This is a genomic window from Hymenobacter gelipurpurascens (genome assembly GCF_900187375.1).
Taxonomy (GTDB): domain Bacteria; phylum Bacteroidota; class Bacteroidia; order Cytophagales; family Hymenobacteraceae; genus Hymenobacter; species Hymenobacter gelipurpurascens.
Genome location: NZ_FYEW01000001.1, coordinates 561,734 through 578,698, shown reverse-complemented (window position 1 = coordinate 578,698; position 16,965 = coordinate 561,734). Strand labels below are relative to the sequence as shown.

The window sequence follows — 16,965 nt, the reverse complement described above, 5'->3', positions numbered from 1 at the left end:
AAGTAGCCCGTAGACCATTACTCTTCCGCCTCAGTGCAGAGGTCTAGGCCAGTAAGTAGCCAGAGGCAAAGCTGGTTCGACGCCTGGCCTGATGCGCCGCCTGCTCAGCAGGCGGCTCTTACAGCTGCCGCAAACCTACTTACTTTTTTATCTGGGGGCTTTCGAAGCCGAGTTTGGTGAGGCCACGCTGCACATCGGTGCTGCTCATGAACAGCTTCCACAGTAGGCCCGTCCGGTGGTTTTCAATCATGCCCACAATTGGGCCCTGGTCAATGGCAAGGTGCGACTTGGCGTACCAGTTGTGGTGCTCACTAAACCCATCCACGAAGCCGTACTCGCTCCAGATTTTGTCGCCAAGGTCATTGTAGAAGTGCTTCATGGCCGCCATCGACTCTTTAGGCGCGTAGGGCATGGCCGACAACGCCGCCGTAGGCGAAATCACGCCCAAGTCCTCTGTGGGCGAGTGAGCCGCGTAGCCCTGGTAGCTATCAGAGGCGGTGAGGCCCCAGCTGTTGGGTCCATAGCCTTTGTACTTCTTAGGATTATCGACGCAGTAGGCGTAGTTGATGCGGGTGTGCGCCTGGTTTTGCTGCCAGTAGTCGGCATATTGGTCCTTAAGTCCGCGTGGGTCGAGGCCCAGAAATGTGTAGTGGGAGAAGAACAGCGGCCCGCCGTAGTCGAAACCCAGCGGCAGCTTGATCTTGTAGAATTCTTTGCCGTTTTTAAAGTAGTCGCCAGTTGCCCAGCCTTGGTCATAGACTTTCTTATCAATGGCATATTTGGGCGAGGAAGCGGCCAGTACGTACGTTATCAAGCACTCGTTCCAGCCATGAATCTGGTGGTTCATGCTCCAGCCGTTGTTGGGGCTCCAGTGCCAGTAGAGCACGCTTTGGCCACCCTGCGTGTGCCAGTTCCACTCTACTCCTTCCCACATCCAGAGAATGTGGTTGCGCAGATCTTTCTCGGTCTTGCTTTCGCCCGTGAAGTATTGGCGGGCACATATCAGCCCCTCAAACAGAAAGGAAGTTTCTACTAGGTCGCCGCCATCGTCCTTCTGGCTGAACCGGATTACTTTGCCCGTCGCGCCGTTCAGCCAGTGCGGAAACACGCCGTGAAACGAGTCGGACTTCTCCAGAAACTTCACGATTTTAAAGATGCGGGCCGCCGCTTCCTCGCGCGGAATCCACTTGCGCTCCGCCGCCACAATAATGGCCATAATGCCGAAGCCCGTACCGCCCGTGGTTACTACCTCGTTGCCGTACTCGTAGGCCACATTGCTCCGCTCCCGCGCCATGCCCGACACCGGGTGCCCAAAGTCCCAGAAGTAGCGGAAAGTTTGGCGCTGTACCAGGTCCAGCAGTTGCTCATCGGAGAGGTTTTTGAGCCGCTGTTTCGGGTCGAATTTGGCGGTAGCAGCAGGTGCTTTTTTGGGGGCTGGCTTTTGCTGGGACCACACTAGGCCAGGCACCAGCAGACACAGGAAAAGAAGAAGTTTTGCTTTCATACAGCAGTGTTTTATCCGTGACAGCCAGAAGAGAAGAACGCCATGCAGAGGCGTTGCGGCACTCTACACGGCGTTCTTTCTCTGCTAGGCCACTTAGTAACCGGGGTTTTGCGTCAGCTGACCGCCGCTCAGGTCAATTTGCTCCTGCGGAATGGGAAACAGCTCATTTTTTCCCTTCGTGAAGGTTTTACCCTGCGCCGCGAACAGCGGCACAATGCGGCCGGGTTGCACGCTTTCCTGGCGTACCAGGTCAAAGAACCGGTCGTGTTCCAGGGCTAGCTCCACGCGCCGCTCCTGCCAGATGTTGGCCAGTGTAGCGGTGGTGCGGGCCGGTAGGCCTGCCCGGGAGCGAACCAGGTTCAGATTGGTCAGCGCCGCGGCCGTGTTGCCAGTCTGCAATGCGGCCTCCGCATTAATCAGCAGCACCTCGGCGTAGCGCATTATCCGGATGTTCTTGGGCAGAAAGTCGTTGTTGCCGCAGTTTTTTTCCTGCGTGCGGCTGTGATACGCCTTATAGCTGTAGCGGAAACCTTCTACGGAGTCTTTGCTGGGAATCCGGAAACCATCCCACAGTACCGTACCCTTACGGGCCGTGGTAATGAAGATGATGCTTCCCTCCCGGCGCTTGTCGCCGGGTTCATAGGCATCGGCCAGCTGTTGGGTAGGCGTATTGAAGCCAAAACCTAAGTCGGCCCAGCCGCCCCGGCCGCCAGAGCGCGGCCCCTGGCTGACGGTATACAGCTCTACAGCCGAGTTATTGCAGGCCGCATTGACACCCGTTTGCACCTCAAAAATAGACTCTTGGCTGTTGGCCCCTACTTCGCGCCAGATACCCTCGTAGTTCGGGAACAGGCCATAACTGCCCGACTTACCTGTAATAATTTCGTTGGTGAGGGCGTAGGCCTGTTGGTAGTTCTTCTGATACAGATACACCTTCGCCAGCATGGCCTGGGCTGCAGCTTTGGTGGCGCGGCCGGTTTCTGTGGCTCCTTTCAGCGGCAGATTGTCTACGGCAAACTGCAGATCATCAATAATCAGCTGATAAATCTCAGCGGCTGTAGCACGCTGCTGCAAAGCGGGGTTATTAATTTCCGAGGCAGGCTGCACCTTATCTAGCTTCGGCACCCCACCAAACAGGCGAACCATGTTGAAGTAGAAGTACCCCCGCAGGAAGCGCGACTCCCCGAGTAGCCGGTTACGAGTGGCCTCGGGGGCCGGGCTCAGCGGAACCTTGTCCAGCGCCTGATTGGCCCGGTTGATTCCCTGGAAATAGCCCTTCCAGGCATTGTTAACAACGCTGTTGGTAGAGTTCAGGGTGAAGTTATCAACTTCAGCCGCCGCCGAATAGTCCTGGGGCGTGCTGCCTTTATCGGAGTCGTCGGAGGCAATATCCGTCAGGATGATGTACTGCAGGCCGTGGATATCGGGCCCGAAACCGCCCAGGTACATGGCGTTGTACACGCCATCCACCAGCTTTTGCGCGGCTGCGGGGTCCGTACGAATCTGGTCCTCAGTCAGCTGGCCTTGGGGGGCTACTTCCAGGAAATCTTTACAGCCCACGGCGCCTGCCGTGAGGGCTAGCCCAAGCGCCGCCAGATACACGCGCCGGGAAATGATAGTTGTTATGGCTTTCATGAGGCGACGAGCTTAGAAATTAACATTGAGGCCCAGCGCAAGCGTGCGGCTGGTGGGGTACGTGGTGGCTTCGATACCGGCATCCAAGGGCCCACCCGGCAGCTCCGGCGTAAAGCCCGAGTACTTGGTGATGGTGAACACATTCTGGCCCGTAGCAAACACCCGCAGCGAGGAAATATGCGCCCGCTTCGTCAGTTCTGCCGGAATGGTATAGCCCAGCACCAGGTTGTTCAGGCGGATATAGGAGCCTGACTCAATGAAGTACGTAGAGTTGGGCGTGTTGCTCCGAATAGCGTAGGGGTCCGTCTGAGAAGGGTTGGATGTCGTCCAGCGGTTATTGGCGAAGTCCTCTTCAATGTTATCCGTTACAGCGTCTGTGGCCTGTTTCTTCCGGTTGTACACATCGTTGTTGACGTTGCCCGAGAACACAAACGAGAAATCCACTCCCCGGAAGTTCAGCCCGCCATTGATACCGAAATACATGGGCGGCTGATAGGAACCGGCGTATACTCTGTCTTTGGGGTCAATTACGCCGTCGCCATTGGCATCCGCGTACTTCAGGTCGCCAGTGCGAGGTGTCAGGAAGGTGTATTTTGGGTAGGCGTCAATTTCCGCCTGACTCTGGAACACGCCAATGGCTTTGAGGACATAGAAGCTGCCTGCTGCCACACCATTATCGGAGCGCGTTACCTCACGGGGGCCGCCGAACAGGGCCTGGCCGCCGTTTAGGTTTTCAATGCGGTTCTTATTGAAAGTCGCATTCACCCCAAAGTTGTAGGAGAAGTTCTCCCCTACCTGGTTGCGCCAGGTCAGGGCCGCTTCCACACCACGGTTGCTGATGTCGGCGGCATTGGTGATGTACTGGTTGTTGGGGTCACCGAACAAGGCCGGAATGTTCACCGGAATCAGGGCGTCGGTCGTCGTTTTGCGGTAGTAGGTCAGTTCACCGCTCAAGTGGTTTTCGAGGGTAGCAAACTCCACGGCGGCGTCGTACTCCGTCGTCACTTCCCAGCGCACGTCACGGTCCTTAATCTCCCGAATTACAGCCCCCAGCACCGGCTGGGTGTTAAACACGTACGGAATGTTCACATCGGCCGTCGTGATGTACGAGGCGGGGTCGATCTGGTCGTTGCCCAGCTGGCCGTAGCTGGCGCGCAGCTTCAGGAAGTTGAGTACAGTCTGGTCTTTCAGGAAGCCCTCCTCCGTCAGGACCCAGCCTAGGCCTAGCGACGGGAACAGCCCCCAGCGCTGGCTGGAGTTGAACTTGGAAGTACCATCGTAGCGCAGGTTCGTCGTGAGCAGGTACTTATCCGCAAACGCGTAGTTGATGCGGCCCAGGAACGATAGACGGCGGTCCTTGCCCAGTTCCGGCGCACCGTTTACACTGGTGTTCGGGTCGCCGGTGTTCAAATACCACTGGTTGGGGTCTTCGGGTACATTGCGGCGGCTGCCGGAAATGGAGCTGACGTTGCCCTCTTCCATCACGGTACCAGCCAGCAACGTCAGGTTATGCTTTTCAGCAAAGACCTTCTGATAGGTGGCCGTGTTTTCCCAGAGGTAGCGAGAACGGGTCCGTTGGTCAACATTGAGCGTGCTCTGCGGATTGCGCTGGTTGCCGCCGGCCGTCAGGAAGGTTGCCTCGTCGTTGAGGTACTGGTAATCGTAGATCCGGCGGTTAGTGAAGTTCAGGTCTACGTTGATGGCTGAGCGCAAAGTTAGCCCTTCAACCGGAAGGAAGTTCAGGCCTACGTTGCCCTGCAGGCGGTTTTCGTAGGAGCGGTTGTTGTTCTTCTCAATGTTGAGAAGTGGGTTACCCACGTTGCCGAAGGCCGAGGTGTTGCCATAGCGCCCGCCCTCTTTGGCCACAATAATCGGCGCCGCGCGGTACGAATTCTCAAAGGCTGCCCCAAAATTTACGTCGCGCGTGTTGGCACGGCTGAAGGAAGCCTGAGAGTTGATGCTGAACTTCGGCGAGATGGTGAAGTCGGTGTTGGAGCGCACCGTGAGGCGGGAGAACTTGTTATTGATGGCTAGGCCATCGTCCTGCAGCAGGTTGCCGCTGAAGTAGTACCGTACGCTCTCATTCGCACCCGATACCGCCAAGTTATGATTCTGGTACATGGCCCGACGCAGAAGTTGGTCGTACCAGTCGGTGCTGCCGGAATAGTCCGGAATGGTCACGTTGGGCGAAGTACTGCGCAGGTAGTCGGCGTACTGACCTGCGTCGGCCATTTTCACCAAATGCGCGGCTTCCTTGAAGCCTACCGTGGTGTTGTAGCTCAATACAGGCTTGCCCTGCTTGCCTTTTTTGGTGGTTACAATGATAACGCCGTTGGCTCCTCGCACCCCGTAAATAGCGGCGGCCGAGGCATCCTTCAACACGTCAATCGTCTCGATATCGGAGTTGCTCAGGTTACGGATGTCGGTGGTCTGCACGCCGTCTACCACATACAGCGGGTTGGCGCCGGCCAGCAGCGTACCCGTACCCCGGATGCGGACGGTGGGTTGGGCGTTGGGCGTGCCATCGGTAGTAATCTGCACGCCCGCCGTTTTGCCCTGCAGGGCCTGGGTGGGCGTCTGGACGGGCTGGTTTACAATTTCTTCGGCCTGAATGCGCGCTACGGCGCCGGTTACATCCTGCTTGCGCTGGGTGCCATACCCCACCACTACTACCTCACTCAGCGCCTGCGAGTCGGGCACCAGGTTGACATCCACGGAGGTGCGGCCACCCACGGCTACTTCCTGCGAGGTGTAGCCAATAAAAGTGAAGACCAGCGTGGCATTGTCGGGGGCCGTGAGGGTGTAGCGCCCTTCCAGATCGGTTTGCGTGCCGGTGGTAGAGCCTTTTACCACCACGTTCACGCCGGGTAGGCCTGCTCCTTTCTCATCCAGCACGCGGCCGGTTACGGTGATGTCGGCTACGGCGGCGGGCTTCAGGATAATGCCATCGGCCACGGGCTCGTAGTTGATGTGCAGCGGATCGAGGAGCTTGTGCAGCACTTCATCCAGGGGCTGACCTTCTGCCTCAATAGAGACGCGGCGGCTGGCCCCAATCAGCTGACGGCTGTACTGGAAGCGCACATCGGCCTGGGTTTCAATTTTGGCCAGCACGGCGTGCATGGTCTCATCTTGGGCGCGCAACGTGATAGGCTGCTCTAGGGCAGGCTGAGCGGCCAACGGCTGGGCGGCGGCTATGCTGCTGAGCATTGTAATGCACAGCGGCTGCAGGAGCGCCACCCGTTTAAAGTTCTGGAAGGAATGTGGGAAGTGTAGGGGAAGATTCATGCGAAAGGTGGGATTTAGTGACGTTTCACTACCGGGAATTGGTTTTCGCGAGGGCACTGAGGCAGCAGCGGTGTAGGATGGCCGGGGGAAACTGCCTGCATGTCGGGCTCAGGTTAGAAAGTAGTTAGGTGGGCATAGGCTGGGGGTTGGTAGAAGACTTATTTTTAAGATGGTAGTTACTTGCTTTGGCAACCTTTGCTGTGGAAGACGATCTGCGCGTTTTTCTGCTCATAGCTGGCATCCAGCATCTTACACAGCACATCGAGCTTGCCGTACAACGACTCATTGCGGAGCGAGAGGTTCACGGTGCAGCCCGCCAGGCTAGGTGCGTCATACACAATGGGCACCCCGTAGGCCACCTCCAGTGCTGCCAGAACCTCCGCCACGGGCCGGTCATCAAATACGAAAGGCTGAGGCGCCAGCAAGGCCGGCTGGGCCACCAATTCCCGCTGCAGCTGGTGCTGGGCGGGCGTGTACACCGCCTGCTGGTTCGGCAACACCACAATACTGCCCGGTACCTGCGCTTCCGTGGCCTCGGTTTCGGCCCGAGGGGTCACGCGCACTTTGCCGGTACGCACCTGCACCACCACCGCCTGCTGGCCTACGGGGGCTTTCACCACAAAACTGGTACCCAGTACGGTGGTTACTACCTTGTTGGTATACACCAGGAAAGGCCGCGTGGCATCATGCGTTACCTCAAAGAAGGCTTCCCCTTTCAGGTGCACGATGCGCCGTTCAGCCTGGAACTGACCCGGGTATTTCAGCTCCCCTTCCGCAGAAACCAACACATGGCTGCTGTCAGGAAGTGTGATGCGCTGCGCTTTGCCGGTATGGTTGGCATATACCATCCACTGTGGGGCATCGGGGTCTAGCGTAGGCCTATTTGCGGTGGCCAGTTCCGGGGCCGTATGCGTAGCGGAGAGCCACTGCTGGGCTCCTAGGCCTAGGCCTGCCGCTATAGCCGCGGCGGCGGCCCACCGGATGGGCGTCCGCCATACGGAGGCCGGTGGGCTCATGTCCTGGGCCTCGAATGTATCGCGGGCAATCCGCTCCCAGAGCGCTGCCTGTATCACTTCTTTTTCCTCTTTCCCTATGGCAAGCTCCCGCTCGTGGCCTAGCACATCGTACCAATCTTCCACCACCCGCTTTTCTTCGGGCGTGCATACTCCTTCCTGATACCGTTGTAATAAGTCACGTAATTCCTCTTGGTTCATATCTAGTACAGCCATAGGGTAAGGGCTTACTTACTAGTCGAACAACTCGGGCTACTCCCTAGTCAGGCAATAAATAATTTTCACAAAAAAGCCTGGCGCTTCTCACAAGCCCAGGCTAACAAACTGACGGACAGACTTAAAACGGCCTGAAGAATTTATCCCCAGAAGTACACTAAGAGCAGCACTAAATAGTCGCGCAGACTGATGCGCAATGATTTGAGGGCCCTGGTCAGATGATATTCCACTGTTTTGCGCGACAGATTGAGGCGCTGCGCTATTTCCGGAACCGTCTGATGCTCCAGTCGGCTCAACCGAAACACCTCGCGGGTGTGTTCCGGTAGCCGCAACAGGCTCGCCAGCAGTGCCACCGACAAGTCTCCGGCGTCTACCGCTTCCTCGGTGCTGCGGTCGAGCAAGGTGAGGTGAGATTTGCTGTATTCTACATAGCCCGTGTGTGTCATGCGGGCCTTAACATGGTCGATGATGCGGTAGCGAACGGCCATGAACAGGTAGCGCTGCAGATGCTCGATGCGCTGGGCCTGGCGTTTGTGCCACAGCCCCGTAAACAGGTCCTGCACCACTTCCTCGGCCACTTCACGCGAGCCGAGTTTTCGGTAGGCCACTTCCAGCAGCTGAAACCAATAGCGCTGGTATATTTCGGAAAAAGCCAGAGTATCTCCTAGCTGCAGGGCTTGTACTAAGGCCGCGTCTTCCCAGGAGGCGTATAGCCGCAACTGTTTGGAAGCAGGGGAAGAAAAAGCCGGCATGAGTATTAAACTTATAACAATTCGGGAATCTGCAATAAGTTTTACGGGATCAGGCCCTGAAATTGTTTGGGCCGACAAACTTCGGCAGAAAAACCGCAACGATGGCGGCCATTATCTAAACCGCTGCTGAGCATACGTGTTAGTTCGATTGAGAGCCGGCTGCATACGGCGCCGTGTTGTATCACCTTAGGCCCAGCCTACAACCCAAAGAGTGGCCTAGCCGTTGATGCGGCCATGGCTTATGCAGTTTTTGCGGTACTCGTTGCCGTTGTTATTTTCTTCTTTTACCGCTACGCCACCCGCGAGAAACGGGTGAAACAGGCCGCTGAAGCCGCTGAATTCCCAGTGGCCTGGCGCCAGATTCTGACGGAGCGCGTGGCCTTCTACCTCTCCCTCACTCCTGGCGACAAGCAGCGGTTTGAAAAGCGGGTGCAGGTATTTCTGGCCCAGAAACGCGTGACGGGTATTGAAACTGAAATTGATGACACCACTTGCGTGCTGGTAGCCGCGTCGGCCGTTATTCCCGTGTTTGGCTTTCCCGATTGGGAGTATGGCAACCTGAGCGAGGTGCTGGTAGTGCCCGATGCCTGGACCCAGCAACGCGATCCGAACAAAGAGTATGTAGGCCTGGAAGGTACGTTGCTGGGCAGTGTGCAGGGCTTCCAGACCTCGCACTATATGCGCCTGTCAAAAGCTTCTCTGGAGCAGGGCTTTAAAGACGCCCTCGACAAGCAGAACGTGGGTATTCATGAGTTTGCGCACTTATTGGATGAGGCCGATGGCGTAATTGATGGCGTGCCGGCCATTGCCCTGCCTGCTGAGTTGCGCCCCGAATGGGAAGCCGTGATGCAGCGCGAAATTGCGGCCATCAGGGCCGGCGACTCCGAAATCAACAGTTACGCCGGCACCAACGAGGCCGAGTTCTTTGCCGTCGTGACAGAATATTTCTTTGAGAAGCCCGAGAAGCTGCAGGAGCACCACCCTGAGCTGTATGCTTTGCTGAGCCGCGCCTTGCGCCAGAACCCCAAAAAGCGCTTCCTGCGCCTGGCCGTAGACCCGCGCGAATGGATCAGAAGCCTGCGCAGCCGCCGCAAGTTTGGCCGCAACGACCCTTGCCCCTGCGGCAGCGGCAAGAAGTACAAAGACTGTCATTTGTTGCAGCAGAAAGAGGTGGCCTAGGCCACCTCTTTCTGCTGGCGCTGAATGATGGCCACCTTCTCGAACCGCTCCTGATACTTCGCATGGTTGGTGCCCATGAGCTGGTCCCACCAGTTGAAATACAGTCCATAATTACCTTTCACGAACTGATGATGCATGTTGTGGTGGGTGCTGGTGTTGTGCAGGCGCCCGAAACGGGTGCGCAGGAACCGGGCCGGATATGGCTCGTAGCCGAGGTGGCCTAGCACATTCATGCCCATCATATAGGTCAGGAAGGTGACTATGGCAATGGGGTGCAAGGGCAGCACAAACACCAACAACGGAAAGATGCCAGCCTCTACCACGGCCTCAAGCGGGTGAAAAGCGAAGGCCGCCCACGGCGACGGATTGGTGGACAAATGATGTATGCGGTGCACGCGCTGGTACACCCCGGGCAAGTGCATGAACCGGTGCGTCCAGTAGAAATACGTGTCGTGGGCCAAAATAGCCAGCACTGTACTGCCCACCAGATAGAGCCATCCGTACTGGCCTACACTCATATAAATGCGGGTAAAGCCGTGCTGTCGGGCCACAAATATGCCCAGGCCAACCGCTGCGAAGATCAGGCAGGTAAGCACCGAATAACGGATTTCGGTATAAATGTGGTGCTGATCAGGGAAGCGGGGTTGAATGCGGCGATGCTGCCAGCGGGCTTTCTTCCAGCGCCAGAAAACGGCGTAGGCTACTCCCGCAAACAACCCGTAACGGAGCAGCATAATAAGTAAATCGGCGGCGTAGACCAGCCCAGCCTGTGTAGGCGTGATAAGTGCGGCTTGCATACCAGCGAAACTACGGCGAAACGCCATTAGTTCGTGGCGCAAACCGGCCGGATATGTACCTTCGCTTGTAGCAACGTCCCTATTTCCCGCATCATCTGTTGTATGAAAAAGTACTTCCTCCCCACCCTTACGGCGGCCGTGCTCACGGCCTGCGCCCCTACGGCCAAAACGCCCACTGCTTCCACTACTCCTGATACCACGGCGCCCGCCGCTCAGCCGGCCGCGCCCAACTGGCAGGAGCAGGCCGAAACGTTCCTGAAAGAATACTCCACGGAATACCAGCGCCTGTATGCCCAATCATCAGAGGCGGAATGGCGCTCCAACACGCACATTGTGGCCGGCGACACGGCTAACTCGGGCGCTACGGCCCGTGCCAATGAGCGCATGGCGGCTTTCACGGGCTCGGCGGCTAACATCCAGCGCCTGCGGGAGCTACTGGAGCACAAACAGGACCTGACGGAGTTGCAGGTGAAGCAGCTGCAGACGGCTCTCTACAACGCCGCCAACTCGCCCCAGACCATTGCCGATGTGGTAAAAGCCCGCATCAAAGCCGAAACTCAGCAGACTGAAAAGCTCTATGGCTTCGACTATAAGTACAACGGCAAATCCGTCACGACCAACGACCTGGATGAGCTGCTGCGCAAAGAAAAGAACCCGCTGAAGCGCCAGCAGATCTGGGAAGCCAGCAAGGCCATCGGTCCTACCCTGAAGGATGGCCTGCTGAACCTGCGCGACCTGCGCAACCAAACCGTGCAGGCCCTCGGCTACCCCGATTACTTCTCCTACCAGGCCAGTGACTATGGCATGAACCGGGAGGAGATGATGACGCTGGTGCGCAAAATCAACGAGGAGCTGCGCCCGCTCTACCGCGAGCTGCACACCTACGCCCGCTACGAACTGGCGAAGAAATACAACGTGAAGCAGGTGCCCGACTACCTCCCCGCCTCCTGGCTGCCCAACCGTTGGGGCCAGGACTGGAGTGCCATGGTCGACGTGAAAGGCCTGAACATTGACCCCGTACTGGCGAAAAAAGGCGCCGAGTGGCAGGTAAAGCAGGCAGAGCGCTTCTACCAAAGCCTCGGCTTCCAGGCGCTACCGGCTTCTTTCTACGAGAAAAGCAGCCTCTATCCTTTGCCTAAGGGCGCAACTTACAAAAAGAACAACCACGCCTCGGCCTGGCACATGGACCTTAACCAAGATGTGCGTAGCCTGATGAGCGTGGAAGGCAACACCGAGTGGTACGAAACGACCCACCACGAGCTAGGCCACATCTACTACTACCTCACCTACGCCAACCCCGATGTGCCGCCGCTGTTGCGCCAAGGTGCTAACCGCGGCTACCACGAAGCCATGGGCTCCCTCATGGGCCTGGCTGCTACGCAAAAGCCTTTCCTGGCTGGCCTAGGCCTCATCGACCCCAACGCGAAAACCGACCAGACCCAAACCCTGCTGAAGGAGGCGCTGAACTACGCGGTCTTCATCCCGTTTGCCTCGGGTGTGATGAGCGAGTGGGAAAACAGCTTCTATGCCGATAAGCTGCCCGCCGACCAGCTCAACGCCAAATGGTGGGCCTTGGCGAAGCAGTACCAGGGCATTGTGCCGCCCACCACGCGCGGCGAGCAGTACCTCGACCCCGCCACCAAAACCCACATCAACGACGACCCCGCGCAGTACTACGACTACGCCCTGTCGTACGTGATTCTGTTCCAGCTCCACGACCACATTGCCAAGAAAATTCTGAAGCAGGATCCGCACGCCACCAACTACTACGGCAATAAGGAGGTAGGCCAGTTCCTGGCCGATATCATGCGCCCCGGCTCCAGCAAAGACTGGCGCACTGTGCTGAAGGAGAAAACCGGCGAAGACCTTTCAGCTCGCGCTATGGTGGAGTACTTCGAGCCGCTGATGGCCTACCTGAAGCAGCAGAACAAAGGCCGCAAATACACCATGTAGGTGGCCTAAAGCACCTTTTTAGCGTTGTTTTAGAAACAGAAAAGCCGAGCAACTGCTCGGCTTTTCTGTTTCCGGATGACGTGAGTTTAGTAATTGACCTCGCTGCCTGGCAGATCTATCAGGATGAACTGCGCGTCTCTGGTGGCCCTGATTTCCAAGACGTGCTCGTCCGTAGAACGCAGCTGGTCGTTGGGTCCGATATCAACGCCGTTCACGAAGAGCGTGCCTTCCTTTACATAGATGAAGGTATTCCGAATGGGGAAAGTCTTGAAGGTGACTGTTTTGTCGTTGCTCAGATTACACCAGTAGATGGTGGTATTTGAGTTCATAAACACCACATCTTCCAGCACCTTTTGCCCCGAAACCAGTGGAATCAGCTCGTTTTTCTTGTCGAGAAAGTCAACGTCTTTCTGTTCGTAGCTTGGCGACAGGCCTTTCTGGTTCGGCAGAAACCAAAGCTGATAAATATGAGCCGCTTTGTCGGTGTCGTTCTTTTCGCCATGTGCTAGGCCAGTGCCGGCGGTCATGCGCTGCACTTCGCCTTTCTTGATGGTGGCTTTGTTGCCCATCGTGTCTTCGTGCTCCAACTCGCCTTCCAGCACCAGCGTCACGATTTCCATTTCGGAGTGTGGGTGCTGCGGAAAGCCCGAGTTGCCCTGAATGGTATCGTCATTAAACACACGCAACGGTCCGAAATGGACATTGTCTGCGTCGTAGTAATCGGCGAAGCTGAACAGGAAATAGCTATTGAGCCACTGCACCGGGGCGGCGTGGTGGCGGTCGGTGGCAGGAATGAGCTTTAGCATAGGAAGAGAGGGTTGGATTGTTGCAGTCAACTTACGCGTAGCAGGGCAGGTAAGTTAGGATCAATGAACGTGGGTTAGTAAGCATAATTTCAGTTGCGCCTAGCCTACATGCCTTCTCTCACGCCATTCCTCAAGACTTGGCTTGTTTCGTTAGCCAGAACCGATTAAAACGCAACAGCCCCGATACCACTGTTTTGGTATCGGGGCTGCCGGTCAGGAAAAATGGCCTAGGCCATCTTCCAGACTATACTTTCTTCATGGTAGACACCTGCTGCTGCAGATCCAGCACGATGCTGGCCAAACGATTCAGGGAAAGGTCGGCAATGGGGAACGTGCTGCTGATATAGGCTTTCGCTTCCCAGATTTCCACTACATCTTCCACATCAATCTGATAGGGTGAGTACAGCGGGTTATCGGAGTGCAGGGCCAGCATAGCGTTGTCTTTCAGGCGGTTGAAGACGCGCTTGAACACAATACCTTCTTTGCTGCTTACTACAATGCACGGCGTCCCATCCTTGATATTCTGCCAATCATCTACGTAGCGGCCTACGATAACGGTACCGCTGGCAATGGGCAGCATGGAGTCGCCGGAGATTTCGAAGGCGCGGTAAGTGCCACCGGTACCCAGCATGGGCAGACGGAATTTAGGCAACTCCTCTAAATACTCCGGGTCGGCGTAACCATTCAGGTAGCCGGCTGCCGCTTTCTGAGGTACCAGCTCAATGTTTTCGTTCTGGTCCCGGTCAACGGTTAGCGCCAGAATACGCAGGTTGCCACCGGGGCGGCTCACGCCTGCATCGGTAGTGGCAGCCGTTTGGGCCTGGAGCTGCAGGGCGGCTTTGGCGTTCTTCTTTTTACTAAAGTCGGTGGTAACCAGTGCGTCTAGCGTAATATTGAAGAGGCGCGCCATATTCACTAGCGTAGCCAGTTTAGGTTCTGCACGGCCTTCTTCATAAGCACCTACCAAAGAACGTTTGATACCGAGCTTATCGGCCATTTGCGCCTGGGTAAGGGCCAGTTCGCGCCGCCAGAATTTAAGATTAGTGTTGATCATAGCGCAGGGAGCCGGGGGAAGGGCTTCATCGGTAAAGATTTACCGGCTCACGAAGATATGAACTCTTCTACGCGAATACTAATTCAATTAGCTGAAGTTTTTACTAAAAATATTTGGCTGGTTTCTGTCATTGCGAGGACGAAGGACGAAGCAATCCTTCCTTGTCGCGGGCAGTACATCTGGTGAAGGAATGAAAAGCCCTCACCTCCATAGTGGGAAGCAAGGGCTTGATGCTAAATCAATAGGTCGCGCATTGGGAAGGAAAGATTGCTTCGTCGTGCCTCCTCGCAATGACACAACTGGCCTAGTCTATAGTGGTGTAGACCAGTTAGAGCGTCAAGCTCACTATTTCAAAAGTTCACCACTTCACCTCTACTCTCCGCGCAGCTTCTTGATGTACATCAGGGCCAGACGCAGCTTGAAGTAGTCGTATTTCTCGCGCAGATGGTCGAACAGGTCGCGGAGCATGGGGCTGCTGCCGAGCTGGGCCTGGGCAGTCTGTATTTCAGCTATGTCGCCGGAGGACAGGAATTCCTCGATGCGCAACTCCAGCCCTTTCGCGTAGCAGTTGGTCAGGTGGGTTTGCACGGTGGAAATGGCCAGGTCGCGGCGCTGGGCAATAGCTTCTACACTGAGGCCCATGCGGTGGAGCTGATGCGTAGTTTCCATCGTGCCATTCACCTCATTGGAGGCTTCCTTAGCCTCTTTGGGCTCTTTGGCTTCTCTTTTCCGGGTCGCGCGTGGCGCCTTACTGAAATCGCCCGGGTCGAGGCCGCTCGACATATCTCCGTCGAACTCCACTTGGGCGGCGGGGTTGCCGCCATGGGCCAGCACTTCCCGAATGAAGGCTTCGCCGTAGTTCTCGAACTTCTTCATACCCACCCCCGAAATACCCAGCATCGCCACGCGGTTTACGGGGCGCTCCTCGGCCATTTCCTGCAGCGTGGAGTCGGTGAAGATAACGTAGGGCGGCACGCCCTGCTCGTCGGCAATGCGCTTGCGCAAGGTGCGCAGGGCCTCGAACAACTGTGCCTCGCGCGATACCGGAGCGGCTTTGCTTGAAGCAGCGGCCTTTCGACCACGGAGTGCTTTTTCGGCCTTCTCAGCAGGCTGAAATTTCTTCATGGGCACAGTCCGCTGCCCTTGCAGCACTCCCCTCCCCAACTCCGTAATTTTCAGTGAGTAACCCTCTTCGTAGGCAATATAGATGAGGCCATCATTGAGCATCTGATGGATGTAGCTGTACCAGTCCAGATACGGCAGGTCGCGGCCGGCCCCGTAGGTCTTGATCTGGTCGAAGCCGCCGCTGAGTACGGCCTGGTTGCGCATGCCGCGCAGCACATCAATCAGCAGGCTGATGCTGAGCCGCTCACGCCCGCGCACCACCGCTGAAAGCGCTTTCTGCGCTATTTCCGTCCCATCGAAGGTAGTGGGCGGGTTGCGGCAGATGTCACAGTTGCCACAGTCGTGGGGCAAGGTTTCGCCGAAGTAGTTGAGCAGGATTTTGCGGCGGCACGAGGCAGCCTCCGCAAACTGCTGCATGCGCTCCAGCTTGGTGAGGTTCAACTGCGTGAGGTTGGGATTTTCCTTCGTGAGCATATCGCGCAGGCTCATTACGTCGCCGAAGGAATAGAACAGCAGCGCCGTGGCGGGAGAACCGTCGCGGCCGGCGCGGCCTATTTCCTGGTAGTAGCCCTCAATGTTTTTGGGCAGGTTGTAGTGAATAACCCAGCGCACATTGCTCTTATCGATGCCCATGCCGAAGGCGATGGTGGCTACAATCACCTGCAAGTCATCTTTCAGGAAAGCTTCCTGCACGGCACCGCGCTGGTTGGGCGTCATGCCAGCGTGGTAGAAACCAGCCTTGATGCCTTTGGCCTGAATCTTCTGGGCCAGGGTTTCGCACTGCTTGCGCGAGAGGCAATAGATGATGCCCGACTCGCCCTGGTGGCGCTCAATAAACTCCAGAATACCACCTACGCGGTCTTGGCCCGGCCGTACAATCAGGTTCAGGTTAGGCCTATCGAACGACGACAGAAATACCCGCGGGTTGTTCAGGCGCAACTGCTGCTGTATGTCGCGCTGGGTGAGGCGGTCGGCGGTGGCCGTAAGGGCAATAATGGGCACCTGCGGAAACTGCTCGCGTAGCACCCGAAGCTGCGTGTACTCGGGTCGGAAATCATGCCCCCACGACGAAATACAGTGTGCCTCATCAATAGCAAACATGCTGATGCGCATGCGCTTCAGAAAATTAAGGAAGCCTTCGGAAAGCAGCTTTTCCGGTGATACGTAGAGCAGCTTCAGGTAGCCATTGAGGCAGTCGGCAGCAATGTTGTTCTGCTCGCTCTGGCCTACGCTGCTGTTAATGTAAGCGGCCGAAATACCGTTGGCTTTCAGGGCCTCCACCTGGTCTTTCATCAGGGCAATAAGGGGCGAAACCACCACGCATACGCCCTCCTGCACTACGGCCGGCACCTGAAAGCACACCGATTTACCGCCGCCTGTAGGCATCAGCACCACCGTATCGAGCCCACCCATAATGTTGCCGATAATGTCCTCCTGCATCGGCCGGAATGAGTCGTAGCCGTAGTATTGCTTTAAGACACGACGGGCAGATTCCAGGGTGGGGGCGAGAGGTTCGGCAGCAAATAACATGGGGTAAATATACGCCTAAACGTGGCTGGGTGAAAGCAGGAAAGTAACCAATCGGGGGCGGGAATCGTGCACTTCCTGGGCAGAATCATGCTCGGCTGTTAGAGCCGCGTGCCCGT

11 protein-coding genes are annotated in these 16,965 nt (G+C 56.8%); 2 read left to right on the top strand and 9 right to left on the bottom strand.

The genetic code is table 11. The features are described 5' to 3' along the window. Nucleotides 1–139: 139 nt before the first annotated feature. The 5 genes from CFT68_RS02360 to CFT68_RS02340 all read right to left on the bottom strand — a co-directional run bounded on the left by CFT68_RS02360 (nt 140) and on the right by CFT68_RS02340 (nt 8,405). A complete protein-coding gene (locus CFT68_RS02360) occupies nt 140–1,504 on the bottom strand; it encodes a glucoamylase family protein (RefSeq protein WP_088841820.1) in 1,365 nt (454 codons plus the stop codon). A gap of 93 nt (nt 1,505–1,597) precedes the next feature. Beyond that, nucleotides 1,598–3,139: a RagB/SusD family nutrient uptake outer membrane protein gene (locus CFT68_RS02355; protein WP_088841819.1), complete on the bottom strand. Its 1,542-nt coding sequence runs from the start codon at nt 3,137–3,139 to the stop codon at nt 1,598–1,600. Nucleotides 3,140–3,151: 12 nt separating this feature from the next. After that, the gene (locus tag CFT68_RS02350) at nt 3,152–6,424 is read right to left on the bottom strand and encodes a SusC/RagA family TonB-linked outer membrane protein (protein ID WP_088841818.1); all 3,273 of its coding nucleotides are present in this window, start codon (nt 6,422–6,424) and stop codon (nt 3,152–3,154) included. 176 nt (nt 6,425–6,600) lie between these two features. Further along, a complete protein-coding gene (locus CFT68_RS02345) occupies nt 6,601–7,653 on the bottom strand; it encodes a FecR family protein (protein WP_088841817.1) in 1,053 nt (350 codons plus the stop codon). A 140-nt stretch (nt 7,654–7,793) separates the two neighbouring features. After that, complete coding sequence (locus tag CFT68_RS02340) at nt 7,794–8,405, bottom strand: RNA polymerase sigma-70 factor (RefSeq protein ID WP_088841816.1); 612 nt, start codon at nt 8,403–8,405, stop codon at nt 7,794–7,796. 234 nt (nt 8,406–8,639) lie between these two features. Here CFT68_RS02340 and CFT68_RS02335 point away from each other — a divergent pair, with 234 nt between their 5' ends. Further along, nucleotides 8,640–9,584 (top strand): M90 family metallopeptidase, encoded by a 945-nt coding sequence (locus tag CFT68_RS02335; RefSeq protein ID WP_088841815.1) that lies wholly within the window; start codon nt 8,640–8,642, stop codon nt 9,582–9,584. Here CFT68_RS02335 and CFT68_RS02330 read toward each other — a convergent pair. Further along, nucleotides 9,581–10,381, bottom strand: coding sequence for a sterol desaturase family protein (locus CFT68_RS02330; protein ID WP_088841814.1), 801 nt, complete (start codon nt 10,379–10,381; stop codon nt 9,581–9,583). The genes CFT68_RS02335 and CFT68_RS02330 overlap by 4 nt on opposite strands. Before the next feature lie 102 nt (nt 10,382–10,483). On the opposite strand from CFT68_RS02330, the gene CFT68_RS02325 reads away from it, so the two are divergent. Further along, the gene (locus CFT68_RS02325) at nt 10,484–12,334 is read left to right on the top strand and encodes a M2 family metallopeptidase (protein WP_088841813.1); all 1,851 of its coding nucleotides are present in this window, start codon (nt 10,484–10,486) and stop codon (nt 12,332–12,334) included. An 86-nt stretch (nt 12,335–12,420) separates the two neighbouring features. Here CFT68_RS02325 and CFT68_RS02320 read toward each other — a convergent pair whose 3' ends face one another. The 3 genes from CFT68_RS02320 to recQ all read right to left on the bottom strand — a co-directional run bounded on the left by CFT68_RS02320 (nt 12,421) and on the right by recQ (nt 16,849). Continuing rightward, on the bottom strand, nt 12,421–13,140 hold the full coding sequence (locus tag CFT68_RS02320) for a pirin family protein (RefSeq protein ID WP_088841812.1): 720 nt from the start codon (nt 13,138–13,140) through the stop codon (nt 12,421–12,423). 244 nt (nt 13,141–13,384) lie between these two features. Next, nucleotides 13,385–14,194, bottom strand: coding sequence for a helix-turn-helix domain-containing protein (locus CFT68_RS02315; RefSeq protein WP_088841811.1), 810 nt, complete (start codon nt 14,192–14,194; stop codon nt 13,385–13,387). 372 nt (nt 14,195–14,566) lie between these two features. Then, nucleotides 14,567–16,849 (bottom strand): DNA helicase RecQ, encoded by a 2,283-nt coding sequence (recQ, locus tag CFT68_RS02310; RefSeq protein ID WP_088841810.1) that lies wholly within the window; start codon nt 16,847–16,849, stop codon nt 14,567–14,569. Nucleotides 16,850–16,965 lie beyond the last annotated feature (116 nt).

Coding starts and splice junctions, on each gene's coding strand:
- CFT68_RS02360 (WP_088841820.1), bottom strand. CDS start 1,504: ATGAAAGCAAAACTTCTTCTTTTCCTGTGTCTGCTGGTGCCTGGCCTA.
- CFT68_RS02355 (WP_088841819.1), bottom strand. CDS start 3,139: ATGAAAGCCATAACAACTATCATTTCCCGGCGCGTGTATCTGGCGGCG.
- CFT68_RS02350 (WP_088841818.1), bottom strand. CDS start 6,424: ATGAATCTTCCCCTACACTTCCCACATTCCTTCCAGAACTTTAAACGG.
- CFT68_RS02345 (WP_088841817.1), bottom strand. CDS start 7,653: ATGGCTGTACTAGATATGAACCAAGAGGAATTACGTGACTTATTACAA.
- CFT68_RS02340 (WP_088841816.1), bottom strand. CDS start 8,405: ATGCCGGCTTTTTCTTCCCCTGCTTCCAAACAGTTGCGGCTATACGCC.
- CFT68_RS02335 (WP_088841815.1), top strand. CDS start 8,640: ATGGCTTATGCAGTTTTTGCGGTACTCGTTGCCGTTGTTATTTTCTTC.
- CFT68_RS02330 (WP_088841814.1), bottom strand. CDS start 10,381: ATGCAAGCCGCACTTATCACGCCTACACAGGCTGGGCTGGTCTACGCC.
- CFT68_RS02325 (WP_088841813.1), top strand. CDS start 10,484: ATGAAAAAGTACTTCCTCCCCACCCTTACGGCGGCCGTGCTCACGGCC.
- CFT68_RS02320 (WP_088841812.1), bottom strand. CDS start 13,140: ATGCTAAAGCTCATTCCTGCCACCGACCGCCACCACGCCGCCCCGGTG.
- CFT68_RS02315 (WP_088841811.1), bottom strand. CDS start 14,194: ATGATCAACACTAATCTTAAATTCTGGCGGCGCGAACTGGCCCTTACC.
- recQ (WP_088841810.1), bottom strand. CDS start 16,849: ATGTTATTTGCTGCCGAACCTCTCGCCCCCACCCTGGAATCTGCCCGT.